Genomic DNA, 20,001 nt, shown 5'->3' with positions numbered 1-20,001 from the left:
CAGATGCCCGCGAGGTACCGCACCGCCGTCTCTGCACGTGAGCGCGACCAACACCACCGGGGCAGTTTCATGCCCGCACTGATGTTTGTGGTGTTGCTCCTGTGTGCGTGGGAGGTGGCGGTGCGCGCGTTCAACGTCAACGAACGCCTTATGCCGGCGCCCTCGACGATTATCCACGCCGGCTTTGATGATGCGCCCAATGTCTGGGAAGCCACCAGGATCACCGCCCTTGAAGTTGGCCTGGGAACGGTGCTCGCACTCGTGTGCGGTGTGAGCCTGGCTTTCATCATCTTTGCGATTCGCCCGATCGGTCGTGTCGCCATCCCTGTTCTCATCATCTCGCAGACCATTCCGGTCGTCGCTATTGCGCCGCTGCTCATTATCTGGTTCGGCTTCGGTATCACGTCGAAAGTACTGCTGGTCGGATTGTTCGGGCTTTTCCCGATCGTGGTGCCGCTGGCGCGCGGACTGGCATCGCCCAGCAGAGACCAGATTGACGTGGCCACGACCTTGGGCGCATCGAAATGGTGGATACTCACGCATGTGCGCATGCCCGCTGCGGCCGCAGTGTTCATGTCCGGGCTACGTATCACCGTCACCTACGGGCCGGCAACGGCAGCGACTGCTGAGTTTGTCGGAGCGCGCAATGGCTTGGGAATCTACCTGCTGACCGCGCAATCCTCGTTTCGCACCGAGCTGGTCTTTGTCGGCGCAGCAGTGTTGACGGCGATGACACTGGTGCTGTACGGCGTTGTTGCTCTGGCCGAACGCATTGCGTTTCCCTGGAAAGCGGTGACACATGCTTCACATCAATGACGTCAGTAAACAATTCCAGGTCCCGCCCACTCTGGCCCTCGATCGCATTTCAGCCACTCTGTACCCACATCAGACTGTGGCAATCGTCGGGCCATCAGGATGTGGCAAGTCCACGCTGCTGCGTATCGTGTCCGGCCTGGATCACGCCACGAGCGGCCAGCTCGAATGGCAGGTGGATAACCCGCACGTCGCACTGATGCCGCAAAACGACGGTCTGTTTCAGTGGCGCACTGTTGTTGACAACGTCGCATTGCCGCTGTTCATCCACAAACTACCCCCGGCCACGGCACGGCAGGCCGCCCTCGACCTTCTCGCTCAGTTTGAGCTCGACGAATTCGCACACGCCTATCCGGACCAGCTCTCTGGTGGAATGCGCTCGCGTGTGGCATTTCTGCGGACGATGCTCGCTGAACCCACATTGATCGCACTGGATGAGCCGTTCGGCGCCCTTGATTCCATGACGCGCGCCGGCATTCAACGGTGGTTGGTCAGCGCCGCCCGGCAGCGCGCACTGTCGATCCTGCTGGTCACGCACGATGTGGAAGAGGCCATTACCCTTGCTGACAGGGTTCTTGTCATGTCCGCTCGGCCGGGTCGCATTGTCGCAGATTACCCCATTGATCTGCCTAACCGCACCGATCCCAATCTGCGCACAGATCCCCGGTTCTTACACGCACTCACCAGTATCAGAGTCGCCCTCGAACAAGGGGCAGAAAGAAGGTAGCAATGAACCTCGTCAGAATTCGTCTGGAATACGTCGTGACGTGGCCCAACCACGCCGGCCTGTTCGTGGCGCGCAAGAAAGGCTTCTATGCCGACCAGGATCTGGACGTCGACATCTCCTGGGACGGTTTTGACCGTGGCACGCCCGCTGAACTGACCGCCCGCGGCGAATTCCAGTTCGCCTCGATCCGCTTGGGCGAGCTGCTCGAAACCCGGAAGACTGATCACCCCTTTGTTGCGGTCGCCACATTCAACCAGAACCAGCTTGGCGGCGTCATTACGTTGAAGTCCAAGGGCATCACCCGCTTCCGTGACCTGGAAGGCAAGCATGTGTCGATCCCACCGGTGGGACGCCTGACTGAAATGGTCAAGGAAGCTGTCGAAAAGGACGGGGGAGACTACTCGAAGGTCATCGTGGAAGATCCTGGCGTGTTCGAGCCGGACATCCGCGCAGTCGAAAAAGGTCATTATGACGCGATCTTCAACGTGCTTGGCTGGGAAGCCTACCAGGGGTCGGAAGACTTTGGTCAGGTCGTTCAGATCTCCTTCGACGACATTGAGGTCACGCCACACCATGCCTACTTCCTATGCGTCGAAGAGTCCTACCTGCGTGAGCATGGCGACACGGTGCGCAGCTTCCTGCAGGCCACCGGCAAGGGATACGACTTTGCGCGCGACAATCAGGATGAGACGATCCAGCTGATTGCCAGCACCATGTGCGCCAGCGAAGAAGACACCCTCAAAGCTTCCCTGGCCTTTATGGCGCCCACGTGGCACGCGCCCAGTGGACAGTGGGGGCAGATGGACGAGGGGGTCATCCGCTCCTACACCCAGTGGATGGTTGATAACGGGTTCACCACCGCGACGATGGATGACATTGATGGCGCGTGGACGAACGACTACCTGCAGTAAGACAACTGCCCGCAGTACGTGAACGCTGGGGTGAGGCCGGGAGAATCTGCCCGACCTCACCCCAGATCGTGTAAGAGAAGAAAACCCCGCCGAATCTCACTGCGCTGACGGGTGAGATGACAAAGAGGAACGAGACAAAACGGACAGCGGCGAAAACAGAAAGCCCTTCAAAGCGACGAAAGTGGAACCCACGAGGACGAACAGAAGATTGTATGAATGTGAATGTCGTTTGTGACAAGAGGGGGAGTGCGATCCGGCACGTTCGTCGCTTCAATGCCGTACAGTAGCGGTAAGTGTGAAACGAGTGGGCACTCACTGGCAATGGTGAAGCGTGATCCCTCGTCCGAACGACACATGAAAGGCCAGCAATGAAGCGAACAGAATTCGATGTCGTTGTCGTCGGGTCGGGTGCAGCCGGCCTGAGCGCGTCACTGACGGCGGCAAAAAACGGGCTGCGCACACTGATGATCGAAAAAGGCGACAAATGGGGCGGGTCCACCGCTAAGTCGGCCGGCATGGTGTGGGTGCCGGGTAACAAACAACTTCAACGCGTCGGCGGCAACGACAATATGGAAATGGGTCGCACCTACATGAAGGCGACGGTTGGAGACTGCACCAGTGACGAAATGATTGATTCGTTCCTGACCAACGGTACGCGCGCGATGGATTTCCTGACTGCAAACTGCCCCGGGCTGGTGTGGCGCAACATGGAAGGCTACCCCGATTACTGGCTCGACGCTCCGGGAGCTCAGCCGCAAGGACGCGGCGTGGAGGCCGGTGCCTTCGACTCGAACAAACTGGGCAAATGGAAAAAGAACCAGATGGAGGCCTATTTCAAACCGGCTGTTCCGCTGGATCTGAATTCGTTCGACTCCGCCGACATCCTGCTCTTTGCGTCAAGCTGGAAGCCGTGGGCGCGACTGGCCCGACTGACTGCACGCAACATCAAGCATCTCTTTGCCCGGCGCACACCGCGCACAATGGGAATGGGACTGACCGGCGCCCTCATGGAAGGATGCCTGCGCGCAGGTGTCGAAATTGCCATGAACACCGCGTTGAAGGACCTCATTGTGGAGGATGACGCGGTGCGCGGCATCGTCGTGACGCACGAAGGCAAAGAGTCACGTATCCGCGCTGCCAAGGGCGTCATCCTGGCGTGCGGCGGGTTCGAGCGAAACGCGCAGATGCGTCAGAAATACCAGCGCCACCCGATTAATGGCACGTGGACTGTCGGCGCGGAAACGAACACGGGCGACGGTATTCAGGTCGGCCTGCAACACGGCGCTGCGATCGACAATATGGCTGATGCGATCTGGTCACCTGTTATCCAGTTGCCGCGTTCATCCGCGTGGACGCCGATCGTCATTGAAGATGAGGAACGCTTTATCGTCCCGGACCGGTCCCTGCCACACACCGTGATCGTCAACGGCCAGGGCAAGCGTTTCATGAACGAAGCGCTGCCATACTGCACCGCTGGCCAGGGCCTGTATGGTGGGCATTTCGGCAAGGGCGAGGGAGACGCTGAAAACCTTCCCGCCTGGCTGATCTTCGATCATCAGTTCCGCTCGAAATACGTGTTCGGCTACGGACACATGCCGGTCGTGCCCCTGCCCAGGGAATACTTCGAATCAGGGGCGATGGTACAGGCAGACAGCGTGGACGAGCTGGCGCAGAAGATCGACGTGCCGGTCGAGCAGCTGCGCCTCACCCTCGAGCGGTTCAACGATTTTGCGCGCACAGGCATCGACGAGGATTTCCACCGCGGCGAAAACGAACACGATCGTTTCTACGGTGACCGCTACCATGAGCCGAACCCGTCGCTCGGCACAGTGGAGAAAGGCCCGTTCTACGCCACGCAGGTCTACCCCGGTGACATTGGAACGTCGGGCGGCCTGGTGATTAATCCGCAAGCGCAGGTCACGCGCGAGGACGGCAGTGTCATTGACGGTCTGTATGCGGCCGGCAATACCACCAAATCCATTGTTGGACACACCTACACTGCCGGCGGCACGTCGATTGGGGCCGCTCTGGTCTTCGGGTATGTTGCCGCGCGTACGATCGCAGAAAAGGCCGGCCGCAATATGGTTGCTCACTAAGAACAGCGAGGGTGCCTGGCCACGCACGCACACCCGAGCGCGGCCAGTATGAGTGCGCCTGTGACCATTCCTCCATGGGCGCCACTGCTGGCAAGGCGCTGCGTGCCCAGTGGCGTAACTGATGCCAACGGGGCACCTGAAGCCGAGGCGGAGGCATGCTGCTCGCCCGTGCTCTGCGCGCCAGCCGCGTCCTGCGGTGTGGTACCTGCATCTGCACCGTCAGTCTTCGTCTTGCCAGAGTCTGTCGGCTGAGATTCGCTGGAGGGAGCCCCGCCAGCGGGAGTATCTGGCGTGGGAGTGCCTGCGGTGGGCGTGTCAGCGCACGAGGGCGTCTTTCCTGACCTGTGATCAAGGATTGCCTGGTGACCGACAAGTACGGTCAGGCACTGCTTGCCTGATGATGCGGGCGCGCCATCGATCGTCCCGCTGTAGGACGCATCGAGCAGATACACGCCAGGCTGGGTGAATGCCCACGCCGCATGTGCGTGAATGTTCGCCGGCATGGTGATGCTTGTCATTTCGCGGGTCGAATTTATCAATTCGGTGGTCTCACCGAAGGTTCCCAGGGTAAAGACGTGGTATGAGGCGCCTTTGGGAATGGAGCGCGGCTCAAGGTGTAAAGTCAGTGACTCGGCACGCTCAGCGTCAACCTCGGTCGTCGACCAGCCTGGCCACAACGCGCCCTGGCGCTGTTCCTGGTCCAGCAGGTAGTACTTGGCTGGAGGTGTGGGAAGGAAATTGGGTCCGTTCGCCGCGCCTGACGGAGTGCGCGGAGTGGACCGACGCGTATTGTCATCCAGTGCGAACGCGACTGACGATAGTTCGCGAACCTGCGATGAATGTGCATGCTGCCTGGTGTCATCCTTCAATGCGATCCCCAGACGACCATTTGCCTCCAAGCGGGCCTGAATATCCACGTGGCCATCGTTCAGGATCAGACGCGGGTCAGCCTGTGTGTGCGGCGAGTCGCTATCGGTTCCGGGAGCGGTGCCTGGTTTCGCACCGGGATTTGAGCCAGGATCAGTCCCCGTCTCGGATCCGCCCGGCTTTCCATCCGTACCGGCTGCGTCGGACGGATCGGAATCTGGATCGGCAGGTGCTGCGGGAGAAGCAGCTCTCAGCGTGCCTGAATACGTCAGCGGCTGAGCAGTATTGACAGGCGTGGGGATCGTGACCTCGGTCGGCAGCGCTCCGATCAGAGCGTGAGGGAGCACCGTGAATTTCAGTGACATCCCATCGCAGTCAGACTGCATATAGGTGATGGAAGCGGTGGCTGCGCCCTTCGACCCCGACACCATCTCCGAGGGCTCAAGACCGCAGGTGGGATTATTCGCGCCAGCCTCGTAATATCCGCCACGGAGCGTCGCACGGATCTTCGGGTCATTGAACCTTATAGTCGTGCTGAATGTCTCCCCGTCTTCCGGGGTGAGCGTGAGAGCGAATCCCAAGTCAGTGGGCGTATACGCGTCGGTCGAAAATGCAGGCGCCGGATCGTGTGAAGCGGGCTGCGGCAGCCCCTGAGCGCTTGCGGGAGACGATACCGTTGCCGCAGCATCGCCTGTCGAGTAAGACACTTCGGGTGAGACCCACCTGGCGTGTGTGCCATCTGCGGGAATAAAAACGGCTTGGAGGGAGCTGGTGGTGTTCCCCAGCATTTCAGGCCACGTTGCACGCCCGTCTTTAACAGGTACTTCCGCCAGGAAATAGCCGTCGATCAAGAAGGTCACTGTTCCGCTGGTACCTTCAGGCACGCTCGCCACCAGATCCGTCAGCTGATCATCACCATCATTGTCTCGCCCGTGGTGGGGGCGAACGGTCAAGGAGTAGGCACCGGCCTGCGGTGGAGCATCAGATGCCGCGGCAAACTGATCGGACAGCGAAGCAGAGGGTGTGCTTCCGGGTTGGCTGCCGCCGACCTGCCACACGTGCGGGTACTTTCTTGACGCGATCAGGGTGCCGTCAGCTGAGCGTGCGGTGACGCGATATGTCGCCGTGTAGCGTCCGGGTTTGGAAAACAGCGTCATATTGTGCGTGTGAGATCCTGCAGTCAACCATGTTGAGCGCAGATCCGGATTATGGCTGGAGATTAAGCGCGTCAGAATCTTCAATGGCCCCAACGTCGTGTAATTCATCAGTTCCATGCGACCAGGTCCATCAAAATCAACCAGGTCGAGGGTGAAAGTGCGACCAGCAAACTGTTCAATCGGAATATCTGCATCGGCACCAAATCCTGCCCAGATCGGAGCCTGATTCCACCCCGGAAGCTGCGGAGCCATGTACCACGTGGCACTGGTGTCTCGCAGGAATCTCACCTCAGGATCGTCAGGAACGTGGTAGATAAACTGCTGAGCCTGGGTTGTGTCGTTGTACCCCTTGCCGACCCAGTTTACGGTCTGCTCAAGCGGATAGACCTTCCCATGCGCCTCGTTCTTGAGGACGAAGGTTCCGCCTTCCCAATACGTTTTCGGCGCATCGATATGTCCGAGCGTTGCCACGGTTTTCCCGTCATCGGGAGCGGCATGGGTGGGCGGAGTTGTCGACAGTGCGGCGCCGATGGTCATGATTGCAGTGACGAGGGTGGCGCCGGCATATCGGAAGAATCGTTGGCGGGAGATGGCGGGCACGGTGTGCACCTTTCGTAGGCGGTGAAGTTACCACCACACTAGTGCAAGTGAGAATACTTATCAATAAGATGAGAGCTGCCCATTGTGACTCCTTGTCGTCAACGGGTAGCGATCACGCCCAGTGCTGTCCCCACCGCGACGCCCGCCGCATCGGCCACCACATCTACCGAATCGGCACCGCGACCCGGAATATGAGCCTGAAGTTTTTCGGAGATCCATCCGTGCGCGCATTGGCCCGCAGCGGCCACATACCACGGCACTCCCACAGCAACGAGGCTGGCAGTGCCTGCGGCAAACAACACAGCGTGCACAAGTTTGTCGGCATCACGCGGCATCGATTTCAACACGGCGTCCGCGATGCTGTCGTGATCGTCACTGTCGATGGCGCTGGTATCGTCGGTGGCACAGGTTCCGCCAGTGGAGCAGGCCGCGCTGGTGCCGGTATCGCTGGTGCCGGTATCGCTGAGGTAATTGGTGCCATTGCCGTCGGTGTCATCAGCGTCAGTGACGCCGATTCCGCTGGCGCCGCAATCCGACCGTGTCACAGCTCGCGGATCAGGGACATAGAGTGCTGCAAGCTGCGCGCCCCACGCGAGACCAGCTAACACCCATGTGACAGGTGAAGGCTGACGCGAGCGTCGTGCCATCAGTGCGTCTTCTCCCAACGGCCAGGTGTCAAAGGCAGTGCACGCTTGTGAGCGGTGCGCGAGTGCCACCTGACGATGGTCTGCTCATCTTCTTCGCTCACCTCGCGGCCCTCAAGGTAGTCGTCAATGGCCTCATACGTGACGCCCAGAGCAACTTCATCAGGACGCAGCGGCTTATCAGATTCCAGATCCGCGGTAGGAACCTTGTCAGTCAGTGTCGCCGGAGCGCCCAGATAGCGGCCCAGCTCCCGCACGCGGCGCTTGGGCAGTCCAGTCAGCGGTGTCACGTCAGCAGCACCATCACCAAACTTCGTGTAGAACCCGACGAGGGCTTCCGCAGCCTGATCAGTGCCGACGACGAGCATTCCGCGAGCACCGGCAACTGTGAACTGCGCGATCATGCGTTCGCGAGCCTTCACGTTGCCCTTGACAAACTCCGTGTAGGAATCGACATGATCATCATCTGCTTCACTCACTGCCTGCCACATGGCATCGGTCGACGCTCCGATGTTGACTGTCAGAACCTGATCAGCATCGATAAACGACAGGGCATCTTGCGCGTCGTCCTCGTCAGCCTGGACCTGGTATGGAAGGCGCATCGCGACGAATGTGGCGTCACCACCATCCTCGCGCACTTTTTCGCACGCCAGCTGAGACAGGCGACCGGCAACGGTAGAATCTACTCCGCCCGAAATGCCCAGGACATAGCCCTTCAGGCCAGTTTCCTTGAGATATTCGGCCAGGAACGTGATTCGACGCTCGACCTCGTGAGCCGCATCGAAATCTTCGACAACTTCCAGTTCTTCCATAATCGCGCGTTGGCGTTCATGATCAGTCATATCTGAATCGTAGCGAACTGAGGGCGCTCGCAGTACTGCCAACATCGGCGTATCTCACGCTTGCTCGGGTGGGGCGATAAGTTTCGCCAGCGTAGAGTAGAAGCATGCAGGTAAAGAACCTCTTGGATCGCGGACTGATCCCGTACATGGAAGGTGACCGAATCCAGCGTGAGACCTTCGATGACGTGAAGGTGAGCCATTGCGATGACACGCTCATTGTTGCTCAGTTCGAACCGACCTACACGGCTGGGAGGCGCACGAAGCCTGAAGATATCGTCGATGCTGACCTGCCGGTCATTTCGGTTGACCGTGGAGGATCGGTAACGTGGCACGGGCCCGGGCAGCTGGTGATTTACCCGATTATTCGCCTGGCAGATCCAACGGAAACGATTGGATACATTCGCGCCGTCGAAGCGGCAGTCATCGAGGCTGTCCGCACCACATGGCACCTGCCGGTTGTTCGCATTGAGGGCAAAGCCGGTGTGTGGTTGCGTGACCCTGATCGCAAACTCTGCGCCATCGGACTCAAAGTGGCTCAGGGCGCAACGATGCATGGTCTTGCTTTGAACGTCAATCCTGACTTTTCGCGCGCCTTCACAGGTATCATTCCCTGTGGGTTGCACGACTGCGGTGTCGCCTCCCTCGTTGGGGAAGGCGTCGATGGTGTCAGCGTTGCCGATGCGGCTGACCCGCTCATCGCGTCGCTGACAGCCCACCTGGAGCCACTGACATACTCTGCACACGAATCTGAACTAGCTGCAACGAAGTGAGGACCAGCGTTGTCGACACTGCCAGAACCTGAAGGCCGCAAGCTCCGACGCGTCGAAGAGCGCAACTCGCAGACGCCTATCGAAAAGCAACGTCCCACATGGCTGAAGACGCGCGTTTCCAATGGGCCGGGATATCAGGATATGCAGCAGCTGGTTCATCGCGGCGGACTGCACACCGTCTGCGCAGAAGCTAACTGCCCGAATATCTACGAATGTTGGGAGGACCGTGAGGCTTCCTTCCTGATTGGTGGAGCGCTGTGTACGCGTCGATGCGACTTCTGCGATATTGCCACCGGACGGCCAACTGAATACGACCGGGATGAGCCCAAGCGCCTGGCTGAGTCGGTTAAAGAACTCGGACTGCGCTATGTGACGATCACAGGCGTCAGTAGAGACGACCTTGAAGACGGAGCCTCGTGGCTCTACGCAGAATCGTGCCGACAGATCCATGCCATGCAGCCTGGTACCGGTGTCGAATTGCTGGTCGATGACTTCAAAGGCGATCCGCATGCCCTTGCACAGATATTCGAATCCGAGCCTCAGGTGTTCGCTCATAATCTGGAAACGGTTCCGCGCCTGATGAAGACAATCCGGCCGGCGTTTCGTTACGACCGTTCGCTGAGTGTCATCAACGCAGCGAAGGAGGCTGGCCTCGTCACAAAATCGAACCTGATTTTGGGCATGGGGGAGACGACCGAAGAAATCGAATCCACCATGCGTGACCTGCTGGACGCGGGGTGTGACATCTTGACCATTACGCAATACCTTCGCCCCTCGGCATTGCACCATCCCATTGACCGATGGGTCAAACCTCAGGAATTCGTGCGACTGCGTGACGTGGCGTATGCGATGGGATTCCCCGCCTGTATGTCAGGGCCGCTCGTGCGTTCCTCCTACCGTTCAGGCAAATTGTGGGGCGAAGCGATGAAGAACCTGGGTCGGGAAATTCCGTCCGAATATGCTGACCTCGTTGAACTGGCCTCCGCTGGTGCGGCGCGTCAGGAAGCATCAGCTGTTGTGGGACGGATGTCTCCGGCAGAGTGTGCTCACTCAACGTCGGCCGAACCTGCGATCCCTGCCAGCGGGTCGTTGGTAGGACGTCCGCTTCCGGTTTCGGCCCTCTAGGAACCTCATACATTACACAACGCGCGCCTTGAAGCTGGCTGATGAGCCAGTCAAGGCGCGCGTTGTGCGTCGGCGACCAGAAGTTATGACCTCGGCGAGAAGGCGTGTTCAGTGTGATGGCTACCAGTGATGACTGGCACGTTCGAAGCAGGAGCTTCTGGCTCGGTGTCGAACAATGACTGAAAATTCTCCTCGTTGATAATCTGCCGGGACGCATGCGCTCCCCTGAAACCAGATCCGGACGAGGCTGCTGCCGCCATCGAACCACCGGCGCCTGCCATCGCCATCGGCGGGACCATGAAGCCGCGTCCAGTCGCCGCGGCGCCACCACGAGCTGCCAAAGAGGCAGAGGACGCGGCTGACGATTCAGCGGCGTGGAAGCCCAGACGGCCCGACTGCGTGGGAGCAGATGAAGACGCGTGGACAGCTTCTGCACCTGCCGGAGCCACCGGGATGCGTGAGTCAGGAGTGATATCACCGTTGTGCCGGATACCCGCGAAGGCAGCAGAGTGGCTCATTCTCACATCAGACGCGCTATGGGCGCCCGACACGTCATAGGAGCCTGGCATGCCGTAGGAGCCTGCGTGATAGGAACTCGGCAAAGCTGAGGCGTAGTGGGTGCCATAGTAGTCTGAGTAACCCAAGCCGCCATATGCTCCGCCACCGTAATATCCTGAACCTCGGTTCAACGAGGTGCCTCGACCGTACGCCGCAGGATCCATCATCTGACGCTGAGAACCAAAGAGGCCGCCACCCTGTGAGCCACCCGTGATCTTGTTGAGCAGCGCGTTTCCACCAGTGGTGAGAAGCTTGGTGCCGACATCTTTCAGAATCTGACCACCGGGGGTGGCTAGGAACTGATTGAGCATGCCGCTCACTTTGTCGAACAGGCCCGCAAGCTGACCCAGGAGGCCTTTGAGGTTGCCGATCGACTCGATCACCTTGTTGATCGTTTCGCTGATGCGAGTGGCCAGGCTGGATACTTTGGCGGTGACTTGCTGGATGATCGCCGGCAGTGCCAAACCAGCGGTCGCGACTGCTTCGATCACTGCTGAAGCAAAAGCGCCGATGATCTGTGAGAGCGCGTCGCGGACCAGGTCATGAACGATCTGGACGAGGGACGCGGCTACTTCCAGTGCCGTGCCCATTGCATCTGCCCAACGTCCGGCTTTCTCAACGGTCTTGGCGATGTCGCCTTCGAGGGCATTCAGCGCCTGAATGGTCTCACCGCGCATATCGGACAGGTCGACGCGGGTGTGGTTCTGCAGAAGCGTACCGGCTTCAGCGAGCTGAGCGTGAATGTTTTTCCACGTCGCGCTGTAGGCGGCCACCTGGTCGGCATCACCGGTGAACGCATCGAGCCATTCGTCCAGAGGGTGAACATGCTCGATGAGCCACCCCAGGCCCATCGCAATCAGTGTGCCCAGCGGGTCGAGGACCGAGGCACCGATATCCAGCGCGGTTGAAAAGAGTGCGACGCCGCCACTGACCCAGTCCTTCGATTCAAAGGCCTTGACGAGGGCCTCACCATCTTCGATCAGCAGCGTACCGGCCAGCTGCCCTGTGGATTCCTGGCGTTCAGCAACCAAAGAATTACTCATGGCGACCTCGCTTACCCCATACGTTTACCTCAGCTTTGAACCCGCGTGTCAGGTCCGCTTCCTGAGAGTTGAAGTCTTCAGTGGTCAGTCCGAGCTGCCTGGACGTCCTCTCCAAGGCGTCGGTTGCGCTTTGCATGGTTCGGCGCGCTGCGCTTTCCATGATCAACAACGGAGGCAGCAAGATCGGGGTGCAGAGAAGCCCAAAAGCGGTGCCGCCTATACCCGCTTCATATGAGGCCTGCTTAGCCAGGTCAACAGCGCTGGCCACCTGTGCTACGTGTGCTTTGTGCTGGGACAGTTCGTCTGTTCTGATCTCGAGGTCGCTCACATTTCACCTATCAATCTTGAGACAATCGGAGAATCCTCACCAAACAGTTCGCCCGCGATCGTGTGCACCTGACCGCGAAGGTCCGTGCGCGCCGCGTTGTAAGCCTCCATCACGTCGTAGGCGATGTGATCGGCTGGCACGCCCTGGGCATGACTATCGATATCTGTACTTCTGAGATGACCTTGAAAATTCACCGTGATTCGCACGAGACGGTCGCGACTGGTGCCCTGTCCGGTCACTTGCTCTGCTCGGCGACGAAACTCTGTTGCGGTTTCTGCGTGCTGTTGAGCTTGGGCCACTTGACGCTTGACCCGCTCTTGCGCTTGTGCAATTTCGTCCACACCTAGGAATGTAAACGGAAAACAGGACCTTTGTCCATACCTGACAGCAAATTTCCGCAAATTTACATTTGCTCTGTACACCGGCCGCTGCACCGTGATGCAATGTTCTCTTACCGATACGCGTCCACACTGCGACAGAACGCGACGCGTGCGTATGCGCGCACATTCACCCGTTCATTGGATTCAATGCCAATGTGCCTCGTACACGCACATGTCTGGTACACACACTTCCGGTACACACACCGCCCTGCTAGTCACCTTGTGCGAACACTGCGCGAAGCGCGCAGACGGTGACCTTGCCGTTGGACGATACCGGCAGTGACTCAACTACCGCCAGGCGCTGAGGCACTTTGAAGCGCGCAAGATATCGACCGGCAAACTCACGTACATCGTGAAGCGATGGCGCTTCGCACCCCTCATCCATGACCAGTACCGCGCTGACAGCTTCGCCCCACTTCACATCGGGCACACCCACCACATGCGCGGATCGGACTCCGTCCATGCGCGTGAGCACCTGTTCAACCTCGTGAGGGAGCACCTTTTCGCCGCCTGTGTTCACCGTGGCCACTTTGCGCCCCACGATGTGAACGAAGCCGCCCTCGTCAATGAAACCCAAGTCGCCGGTGCGCAGCCACGGGCCCCTCAACGATGCCGCGTTGAGTTCCTCGTCATTCCAGTACCCGTGGGTGACGGATGGGCCGGTGCAGATGAGTTCACCAATAGTGTTCGCACGGATGTCTCCCTCGCGCGAGCTGGGCGGCAGAACGCTCGCAACTGACGAGGGGGACTCGCCCGCCCGGGTACCTTCAACTGGGACAGCGTGTGCGTCCAGCCCATCCACCATCTCGATACCGATACGTGTGTGCGGGAAAGGAAAACCGCTGGTTGTGGAGCGGTCGGCTGGAAGACCGGGAACCAGGCACGTACCTGACGCTGCCTGCTCAGTCATCCCCCATACGCTGAACGGTTCAAGGCCTCGTTCGCGCAACATGGCGGCAAGGTCAGCCGGTACGGGTGCGCCACCGATCAAAGGGCGCGTGAATGAGGACAACCCATCCGAGGTGAAAGTGGGAACCTGACACATCATGCGGTACATCGTGGGAACGGCGAACATCATCTCCACCTGGTAGCTGCCCAGGGCTTCGACCAGTGCAGCCGGATGGAACGCATCCACGATGATCACCGTTCCGCCCGAGATCGTCAGGTCCAGCGTGGTGCCGTTGAAACCACCGATATGGGACAGGGGAACGCTGACGGCTTCGACGGTGCGTGGACCATATTCGAAGACGTCGCGGAAATTGCGCGTGCCCCACCACAGGTTCTCATGGGTGAGTGTGACGCCCTTGGGATGAGCGGCCGTTCCCGAGGTGTACAAAATTGCGCCGACCGTGTCCGCAGGCAGTGCCGCCACATCAGCAAGCGGCAGGGGAGAGGTCTCAGCAACCGCGCGACTCCACTGGTCAACTGTCACGACGCGTGGCTGGCGGGCCGGGTGGGAAGCGTTGTCGGTGTCGATATTCAAGGTGGTCGCGCGCTCAACGCGGTCAATCTGAGCATCCCCGCAGATGATGACATCCGGCTCGCAGTTGACCAGGATGGCGGCTAATTCCCCGGCCTGCAGGTGCTGATCGAGCGGCACAGTGATGGCTCCTATTGCGGAGCAGGCCACGTGCACGAGCATATGCCAGGCGCAGTTCGGCGCCATGATAATGACGCGGCAGGTGGGCCCGACATTCCAGTCCAATAAGACCTGAGCAGCGCGCAGCGCGTCGTCGAGGCTGTGAGCCAGGGTGCGGCGCGAGGCTTCCGAGTAGGTGTGCGCTGCAGGATCCAGATGCAGCTCGATGAGATTGTCGCGCCCGGCATGGCGCGCAGCGGACAGCGCGAGGAAATGGATGGCGGAAAAATCTGCGTGCGGCTCAGTGATCACGGCTCCTATTATGCAGCCGCCGATGTGCTGACGGTGAACATGAGGTGATGGACACGATCACTAGGAACACGACGGCGCAGACACGTACGATAGAGGGTCGCAACGTTTGTTTACCAGCACAGGAGGCATCACCATGGCAGATGAATCGCGAGTACATAAGGTGGAGGACCGGATTCATCAGACGGTCGCACGCTTGCTGGGCCGACGCATCAAGGATCCGCGCCTGGGGTTCGTGACCATTACAGATGTGCGCGTCACAGGAGACTTGCAGCACGCCTCCGTGTTCTACACCGTCCTGGGTGATGACGAGGAACGCGCAGCAACGGCGCGCGCTTTCGAATCCGCCAAGGGGCTGATTCGCTCCGAAGTGGGCAAGGCATTGGGCATTCGATTGACCCCGACGCTCGAATTCATCCTCGACGCGCTTCCAGAGACGGCCGCCTCCATTGAAGATGCATTGGGCAGGGCTCGTGCGCGTGATGAGGAGATCGCGCGCGGTGCTCAAGGTGCCAGTTATGCCGGTGAGGCAGATCCCTACCGTCATCCCGAAGAAGACGACGAGGAATACGCCGACGAGGGAGGCGCTGACGACACATACGTCGATCAATCAGACATCGACGAGGCCGACGCCGACACCGACGAAATCTAGGCCCGCCCAGATCCATGACACCTACCGATTCGAAGCAGAAGCCACAGCCACCCTCGGGAATTCTGATCGTTGACAAGCCCCAGGGGATGACCAGTCATGACGTGGTGAGCCGTGTGCGACGACTGGCGCACACCCGTAAAGTCGGGCACGCCGGCACGCTCGACCCGATGGCGACCGGTGTGTTGGTGATCGGTATCGGCAAAGCGACGCGGCTGCTCACCTACCTGAGCGCCAGTACGAAGACCTATGACGCCACCATGCGTCTGGGAATCGGGACAACCAGCGAGGACGCAGATGGGCAGGTCACGGAGTGCCCAGGAGCCAGCGATGTGACAGCCGATCAGGTGGCCGACGCTGCCCGTGTGGTGCGTGAACGTGGGTGGCAGGTGCCCTCTGCCGTCTCTGCCATCAAGATCGGTGGGAAGCGTGCGCACGCTCTGGTGCGCGAAGGAGAAGACGTCCACATCCCTCCGCGCGAGGTTCATATCAGCGCGATTGACCTGACTGGGCCGCTCCGCCCGACCGCAGCGGAGGCAGGCGTGCCGGTGGTGGACTGTGATATTCACGTTGAATGTTCGGCCGGCACCTACGTGCGAGCCATTGCCCGCGACATTGCCGAACAGCTCGGCACAGCTGCACACCTGACTGCTTTGCGCCGGCTGCAGGCCGGGGCATTCACCCTGCACGATGCTGCGCCACTGGATCGGCTTGAAGCGCTGTGCGCTGAAGGAGCCGACGTGCCGATCATTCCCATTGGTGAGGCCGTCAGCAGACTCTTTGACACCCTTGAGATTTCTCAGGAGGAGGCCGCGCGCTTTGCTCACGGGAATCCGCCTGAACGCAGCGGCGCGCAGCTGGCTGATATGAATGTGGACCAGCCGATCGGCGTGTATTGTGAAGGCCGGTGTTTAGGCCTGGTGAAGGTACAAAACGGTGCTCTGCGCACGATAAGGGTGTGGTAAGACATGCAGGTGTGGACGTCAATTGACCAAGTGCCACGAGATTTCGCCTCCGTGGTGACCATCGGCAACTTCGATGGTATGCACCGCGGTCATCGGCGTGTGATCTCCGCCTGCGTGGACCGTGCGCGCAAACGTGGGGTGGCGGCAGTGGCCTGCACCTTTGACCCGCACCCCCGGCAAGTCCACCAGCCCGACTCGCATATGCAGCTGATCAGCCCACTGGAAGATCGCCTGAGCGCGATGGATGCTGCCGGCCTCGATCACACGCTTGTCATCCACTATGACCGCTCCTTCTATTCGCTGACGGCGCGCGAGTTCGTCCAGCTCACGCTCGTTGAGGTACTGGGTGCTGTGGAAGTTGTGGTTGGTAAGGATTTCCGCTTCGGCAAAGACAACGCCGGCACGGTCGAAACCTTGCGTGAACTGGGCAGAGAATACGGCTTTGATGTGGTGATGGTCGCTGACATCATCAGCCCGCAAGGTCGGCGCTGGTCATCGTCCTGGGTTCGTGAACTACTTGACGAGGGTGACGTTGCTCAGGCGGCATATGTTTTGGGCCGACAGCACCGAGTGCGTGGCGTTGTTCAGCACGGATTCAAACGCGGACGCAAACTCGGTTTTCCGACTGCCAATCTGTCCGAGGGGATCGACGGTGTGGTGCCTGCGGACGGTGTGTATGCCGGATGGGTCGTGCGCTCGGTGCCGAATACGACGGCGCGTGAGTTCTATCCGGCAGCGATTTCAGTGGGCACCAACCCGCAGTTCGGTGGAGATAAGCGCACCGTTGAAGCGCACGTGCTGGGGCGCGCCGACCTGAACCTGTATGGCGAGCGCATCGCGGTGCACTTCGTGGAACGCATCCGTGCGATGCAGGCGTTCGACTCGGTCGATGCTCTGACGGCTCAGATGGATGATGATCTGCGGCAAACAGCATTGGTGCTGGGGATCGGCGTGTCAGGACGCGTGGATCCTGATGCTGTGACGGCCAACTGACTGAGAGCAGACATCTGCTCGGCACCAGGCAAGCTGCTCACGCCACGTTCTTCACCCGATACATCACGAGTGCGCCGGTCAGTGCGAGCACTCCGGACAGGATATACAGGCCCGCATAGCCGCCCAGGAATGACAAGGCTCCCGCTGCCACGACCGGTGCCAGCGCATTTGGCGTGACAACCGCGATATTCATGATTCCGACATCGCGTCCGCGTTGCGCGGGGATTGGCAGTACCTCGTTGATCAGCGCCTGATCGACCGCCATGTACACGCCCCACGAAATGCCGAGTACCAGTGCGGCAATAATGACCACCCAGAACGCGTGCGCCCACGCCATGATCAAGCAGGCGGCCGCAACCCCAACGGATGATCCGGCCACGAAAATCAGGCGCCGGTGCATCTTGTCAGAAATCGACCCGGCCACCACGGCGCACACCACCACGGCCAGCGCATAGATTCCGGTCAGGATCAGCACGCCCGTATCTGGATCGTCCAGCTTGATGCGATCTCTCAGGTAGTAGAACAGGTAGAACAGTGCCGTCACGTTCCCCAGGGTCACAGCCATGCGCGCAATGAACACCCAGATAAAGTCTGCATATGGACGGTCGGCATTCGCCTGAGCGCCGACGGGTTTCTTCGCATCCTCATCACTGTCATCGGTCGCGGCAGGTGTGGTCGGTGAGATCGCGAAGACGCCCTCGCCAGTGGGGACCTCGCGGTAGAAAACCAGGAACTGTACGACCAGGACCACCACGACTGCAGCGGAAATCCAGTAGGCCGGCGCGACATCGAAGACCGTGCCGATTGCCGTGCCGAGGACCAGGGCGAGTGTGTACGTCAGACCCATGACGCCCGAAACCGTGCCGTACTGGTTGGTCGGAACACGGTCGGGTGCCATCGCCTGGCTCGCTCCCACGGCGCTTGCGATCATGATCTGGAACAGCGTCCACGCGATCAGCAAACTGACGAACGAGGATGCCCCGCCCATCCACACCAGCAAGGCAGCTGATGTTACCGCGCCAATCAGCACCCACGGGGATCGACGCCCAAAACGCGAACGCGTCCAGTCGGTGGCAAATCCCCACAATGCGGTGGCGATAATGGAGGCCGCACCGCCGACCGCCATGATCAGCGCAAGGTACTGCTCTTTGCCGTTGTCTCCGAAGAAGTCAAGGACCTGCTTGGCGATGAGGAGCTGGCTGGGGCCCGCCCACGCCAGGTTGATGCCCAGGTAAGCCAATCCGTAGCGACCGATCCAGCCTTTGGTGACGGGTGGTCGCGCATGAGGATCAACGAAGTGATCGTGGTGGTGGGTCTGGTCAGATGCGGTGCTCATTGCGGATCCTCCCGGTAACGCTGGCCGGCAACGTAGGTGTCGTAAAGATCCGGTGTCAGTGCGCCTTCGCGAATGATGTCGCGGTACATGAGGGCGGAGGGTTTGCACGTGCGCTGACCGGTGGCAGGATCCACACTGACCAGGCCGAAGCGCGCTGTCATTCCCTCGCTCCACTCCCAGTTGTCGGTAAAGCACCAGTGGTAGTAGCGCTCGACGGGCAGGCCGCTGTGCGCCAGTGCATTCAGGTGATCCCAGATGAAGCGGCAGCGGAATGATTCGTCGGCGTTTGCATCGCCGTTGTCGCACGTACCGTTTTCAGTGATCCATACGGGTGCGTTGTAGCGCTCAGCCAGTTCGCGTGTCACCTCCACGATGCCGTCAGAGTAGACCTCCCAGCCCAGGTCGTTGACAGGGGCACCGGGTATGGTGCCATCTTCGAGCTTGTCGATCGCGCTGCGCGAATAGTAGTTGATGCCCAGGAAGTCGTAGTAGCGCCCCGGTTTCACTCCGCCACTTGTGCCGAGAGCGACCGGAAACTCACCGACCAGCATTGCCTGTGCGATGGCGTCCTGGAACGCGTAGCGGGCAACGCGGGTGAGTACCGTGTGCGACGGGTTCGAGGCGACGCGCGGCACAAAAACACGCATGTGGTGCGCGAAACCGACCTTCGCTTCTGGTTGCAGCCGGTGGATCAGCATGTAGGCGCGGCAGTGAGCCTGAGCGAGGTGGCGCAGGCAGGCGCGCACGCTGCGCCACGATACATCTGCCGGGGGACCTTCCTGGAACAGGTGCGCCTGCGTGACATAGACATTGGGTTCGTTGATCGTCACCCAGTCGGTGACGAGGTCGCGAAATTCGCGTACTACCCGGTAGACGAAACGCATGAAGCAGTTGATGTTCTCGTGGCGGGTGAATTCACCTCGCTGGGCAAACCAGCACGGATTAGAGAAGTGGTGCAGCGTCACGAGGGGTCGGATCCCTGCTTCGACGAGTGCTTCGAGCTCGTGTCGGTAATGGGCAATGGCGTCAGTGTCGAAGACACCTTCTTCGGGTTCGATGCGCGCCCACTCCAGGGACATTCGGTAGTCGCGAATGCCAAAGTTGCGCATCAGTTCGATGTCCTCGCGCCAATGCTGCCAGTGGTCGACCGCAGTAGCGGGGTCGGAGTTGTCGCGGATAGTGCCGGGCTTTTGAGCCCAGTCATGCCAGTCGTTGTGGGTGTCGCCGCCTTCGATCTGAAGGGAGGACGTGGCGACGCCCAGATGCAGTCTGGTCGGTAAGGTCACGTCGTCGGGATCCATACCGTGAT

18 protein-coding genes are annotated in these 20,001 nt (G+C 60.1%); 9 read left to right on the top strand and 9 right to left on the bottom strand.

Features of this window, described 5'->3' with window-relative positions; translation table 11 throughout:
• Nucleotides 1–3 precede the first annotated feature (3 nt).
• The 4 genes from HMPREF2975_RS04275 (at nucleotide 4) to HMPREF2975_RS04260 (ending at nucleotide 4,547) form a co-directional block, all read left to right on the top strand.
• Nucleotides 4–816, top strand: a complete 813-nt coding sequence (locus tag HMPREF2975_RS04275; protein WP_058236414.1) for an ABC transporter permease — start codon at nucleotides 4–6, stop codon at nucleotides 814–816.
• Entirely contained in the window at nucleotides 800–1,540 is a 741-nt protein-coding gene (locus HMPREF2975_RS04270; protein ID WP_058236415.1) for an ABC transporter ATP-binding protein, read from the top strand. The genes HMPREF2975_RS04275 and HMPREF2975_RS04270 overlap by 17 nt, the downstream gene beginning before the upstream one ends.
• A 2-nt stretch (nucleotides 1,541–1,542) precedes the next feature.
• A complete protein-coding gene (locus HMPREF2975_RS04265; protein ID WP_058236416.1) occupies nucleotides 1,543–2,451 on the top strand; it encodes an ABC transporter substrate-binding protein in 909 nt (302 codons plus the stop codon).
• Between the two features lie 368 nt (nucleotides 2,452–2,819).
• Nucleotides 2,820–4,547, top strand: a complete 1,728-nt coding sequence (locus tag HMPREF2975_RS04260; RefSeq protein WP_070725958.1) for an FAD-dependent oxidoreductase — start codon at nucleotides 2,820–2,822, stop codon at nucleotides 4,545–4,547.
• Here the strand turns inward: HMPREF2975_RS04260 and HMPREF2975_RS04255 are convergent.
• The 3 genes from HMPREF2975_RS04255 to nadE all read right to left on the bottom strand — a co-directional run bounded on the left by HMPREF2975_RS04255 (nucleotide 4,544) and on the right by nadE (nucleotide 8,657).
• The gene (locus tag HMPREF2975_RS04255) at nucleotides 4,544–7,171 is read right to left on the bottom strand and encodes a choice-of-anchor M domain-containing protein (RefSeq protein ID WP_141757286.1); all 2,628 of its coding nucleotides are present in this window, start codon (nucleotides 7,169–7,171) and stop codon (nucleotides 4,544–4,546) included. The genes HMPREF2975_RS04260 and HMPREF2975_RS04255 overlap by 4 nt on opposite strands.
• Nucleotides 7,172–7,269: 98 nt before the next feature.
• Nucleotides 7,270–7,818: a hypothetical protein gene (locus tag HMPREF2975_RS04250; RefSeq protein WP_070725954.1), complete on the bottom strand. Its 549-nt coding sequence runs from the start codon at nucleotides 7,816–7,818 to the stop codon at nucleotides 7,270–7,272.
• On the bottom strand, nucleotides 7,818–8,657 hold the full coding sequence (gene nadE / locus HMPREF2975_RS04245; protein WP_058236854.1) for an ammonia-dependent NAD(+) synthetase: 840 nt from the start codon (nucleotides 8,655–8,657) through the stop codon (nucleotides 7,818–7,820). Before nadE ends, HMPREF2975_RS04250 begins: the two co-directional genes overlap by 1 nt.
• A 104-nt stretch (nucleotides 8,658–8,761) precedes the next feature.
• Between nadE and lipB the strand changes: the two genes are divergently transcribed.
• The gene (gene lipB, locus HMPREF2975_RS04240; RefSeq protein WP_058236420.1) at nucleotides 8,762–9,427 is read left to right on the top strand and encodes a lipoyl(octanoyl) transferase LipB; all 666 of its coding nucleotides are present in this window, start codon (nucleotides 8,762–8,764) and stop codon (nucleotides 9,425–9,427) included.
• 9 nt (nucleotides 9,428–9,436) lie between these two features.
• Nucleotides 9,437–10,552, top strand: a complete 1,116-nt coding sequence (lipA, locus tag HMPREF2975_RS04235; protein ID WP_083314391.1) for a lipoyl synthase — start codon at nucleotides 9,437–9,439, stop codon at nucleotides 10,550–10,552.
• Between the two features lie 83 nt (nucleotides 10,553–10,635).
• Here lipA and HMPREF2975_RS04230 read toward each other — a convergent pair whose 3' ends face one another.
• From HMPREF2975_RS04230 to HMPREF2975_RS04215, 4 genes are all read right to left on the bottom strand, one after another.
• Nucleotides 10,636–12,153: a collagen-like triple helix repeat-containing protein gene (locus HMPREF2975_RS04230; protein ID WP_070725952.1), complete on the bottom strand. Its 1,518-nt coding sequence runs from the start codon at nucleotides 12,151–12,153 to the stop codon at nucleotides 10,636–10,638.
• Complete coding sequence (locus HMPREF2975_RS04225; RefSeq protein WP_058236422.1) at nucleotides 12,146–12,481, bottom strand: hypothetical protein; 336 nt, start codon at nucleotides 12,479–12,481, stop codon at nucleotides 12,146–12,148. Before HMPREF2975_RS04225 ends, HMPREF2975_RS04230 begins: the two co-directional genes overlap by 8 nt.
• Entirely contained in the window at nucleotides 12,478–12,822 is a 345-nt protein-coding gene (locus HMPREF2975_RS04220; RefSeq protein ID WP_058236423.1) for a YbaB/EbfC family nucleoid-associated protein, read from the bottom strand. The genes HMPREF2975_RS04225 and HMPREF2975_RS04220 overlap by 4 nt, the downstream gene beginning before the upstream one ends.
• Nucleotides 12,823–13,072: 250 nt before the next feature.
• Nucleotides 13,073–14,752 (bottom strand): class I adenylate-forming enzyme family protein, encoded by a 1,680-nt coding sequence (locus HMPREF2975_RS04215; RefSeq protein WP_083314389.1) that lies wholly within the window; start codon nucleotides 14,750–14,752, stop codon nucleotides 13,073–13,075.
• Between the two features lie 133 nt (nucleotides 14,753–14,885).
• Here HMPREF2975_RS04215 and rbfA point away from each other — a divergent pair, with 133 nt between their 5' ends.
• From rbfA to HMPREF2975_RS04200, 3 genes are read left to right on the top strand one after another with little or no spacing between them, the layout of a single operon-like run.
• Entirely contained in the window at nucleotides 14,886–15,401 is a 516-nt protein-coding gene (gene rbfA, locus HMPREF2975_RS04210) for a 30S ribosome-binding factor RbfA (protein WP_070725948.1), read from the top strand.
• Between the two features lie 14 nt (nucleotides 15,402–15,415).
• On the top strand, nucleotides 15,416–16,363 hold the full coding sequence (gene truB, locus HMPREF2975_RS04205; protein WP_070725946.1) for a tRNA pseudouridine(55) synthase TruB: 948 nt from the start codon (nucleotides 15,416–15,418) through the stop codon (nucleotides 16,361–16,363).
• Between the two features lie 3 nt (nucleotides 16,364–16,366).
• A complete protein-coding gene (locus tag HMPREF2975_RS04200) occupies nucleotides 16,367–17,356 on the top strand; it encodes a bifunctional riboflavin kinase/FAD synthetase (RefSeq protein ID WP_070725944.1) in 990 nt (329 codons plus the stop codon).
• Nucleotides 17,357–17,393: 37 nt separating this feature from the next.
• Here HMPREF2975_RS04200 and HMPREF2975_RS04195 read toward each other — a convergent pair whose 3' ends face one another.
• Nucleotides 17,394–18,692, bottom strand: coding sequence for an MFS transporter (locus HMPREF2975_RS04195; protein ID WP_083314388.1), 1,299 nt, complete (start codon nucleotides 18,690–18,692; stop codon nucleotides 17,394–17,396).
• Nucleotides 18,689–19,993, bottom strand: a complete 1,305-nt coding sequence (locus HMPREF2975_RS04190) for a glycoside hydrolase family 1 protein (RefSeq protein WP_070725943.1) — start codon at nucleotides 19,991–19,993, stop codon at nucleotides 18,689–18,691. The genes HMPREF2975_RS04195 and HMPREF2975_RS04190 overlap by 4 nt, the downstream gene beginning before the upstream one ends.
• Between the last annotated feature and the right edge of the window lie 8 nt (nucleotides 19,994–20,001).

The organism is Actinomyces sp. HMSC065F12, from assembly GCF_001814535.1.
Lineage (GTDB): Bacteria > Actinomycetota > Actinomycetes > Actinomycetales > Actinomycetaceae > Pauljensenia > Pauljensenia radingae_A.
This window is presented reverse-complemented; position numbering and strand designations above follow the sequence as displayed.

Excerpts from the sequence above, each read along its gene's own strand:
- HMPREF2975_RS04230 (WP_070725952.1), bottom strand. The coding sequence starts at position 12,153 with ATGAGTAATTCTTTGGTTGCTGAACGCCAGGAATCCACAGGGCAGCTG.
- HMPREF2975_RS04200 (WP_070725944.1), top strand. The coding sequence starts at position 16,367 with ATGCAGGTGTGGACGTCAATTGACCAAGTGCCACGAGATTTCGCCTCC.
- HMPREF2975_RS04190 (WP_070725943.1), bottom strand. The coding sequence starts at position 19,993 with ATGGATCCCGACGACGTGACCTTACCGACCAGACTGCATCTGGGCGTC.
- HMPREF2975_RS04275 (WP_058236414.1), top strand. The coding sequence starts at position 4 with ATGCCCGCGAGGTACCGCACCGCCGTCTCTGCACGTGAGCGCGACCAA.
- HMPREF2975_RS04260 (WP_070725958.1), top strand. The coding sequence starts at position 2,820 with ATGAAGCGAACAGAATTCGATGTCGTTGTCGTCGGGTCGGGTGCAGCC.
- lipB (WP_058236420.1), top strand. The coding sequence starts at position 8,762 with ATGCAGGTAAAGAACCTCTTGGATCGCGGACTGATCCCGTACATGGAA.
- nadE (WP_058236854.1), bottom strand. The coding sequence starts at position 8,657 with ATGACTGATCATGAACGCCAACGCGCGATTATGGAAGAACTGGAAGTT.
- HMPREF2975_RS04265 (WP_058236416.1), top strand. The coding sequence starts at position 1,543 with ATGAACCTCGTCAGAATTCGTCTGGAATACGTCGTGACGTGGCCCAAC.
- HMPREF2975_RS04250 (WP_070725954.1), bottom strand. The coding sequence starts at position 7,818 with ATGGCACGACGCTCGCGTCAGCCTTCACCTGTCACATGGGTGTTAGCT.
- rbfA (WP_070725948.1), top strand. The coding sequence starts at position 14,886 with ATGGCAGATGAATCGCGAGTACATAAGGTGGAGGACCGGATTCATCAG.
- truB (WP_070725946.1), top strand. The coding sequence starts at position 15,416 with ATGACACCTACCGATTCGAAGCAGAAGCCACAGCCACCCTCGGGAATT.
- HMPREF2975_RS04195 (WP_083314388.1), bottom strand. The coding sequence starts at position 18,692 with ATGAGCACCGCATCTGACCAGACCCACCACCACGATCACTTCGTTGAT.
- HMPREF2975_RS04270 (WP_058236415.1), top strand. The coding sequence starts at position 800 with ATGCTTCACATCAATGACGTCAGTAAACAATTCCAGGTCCCGCCCACT.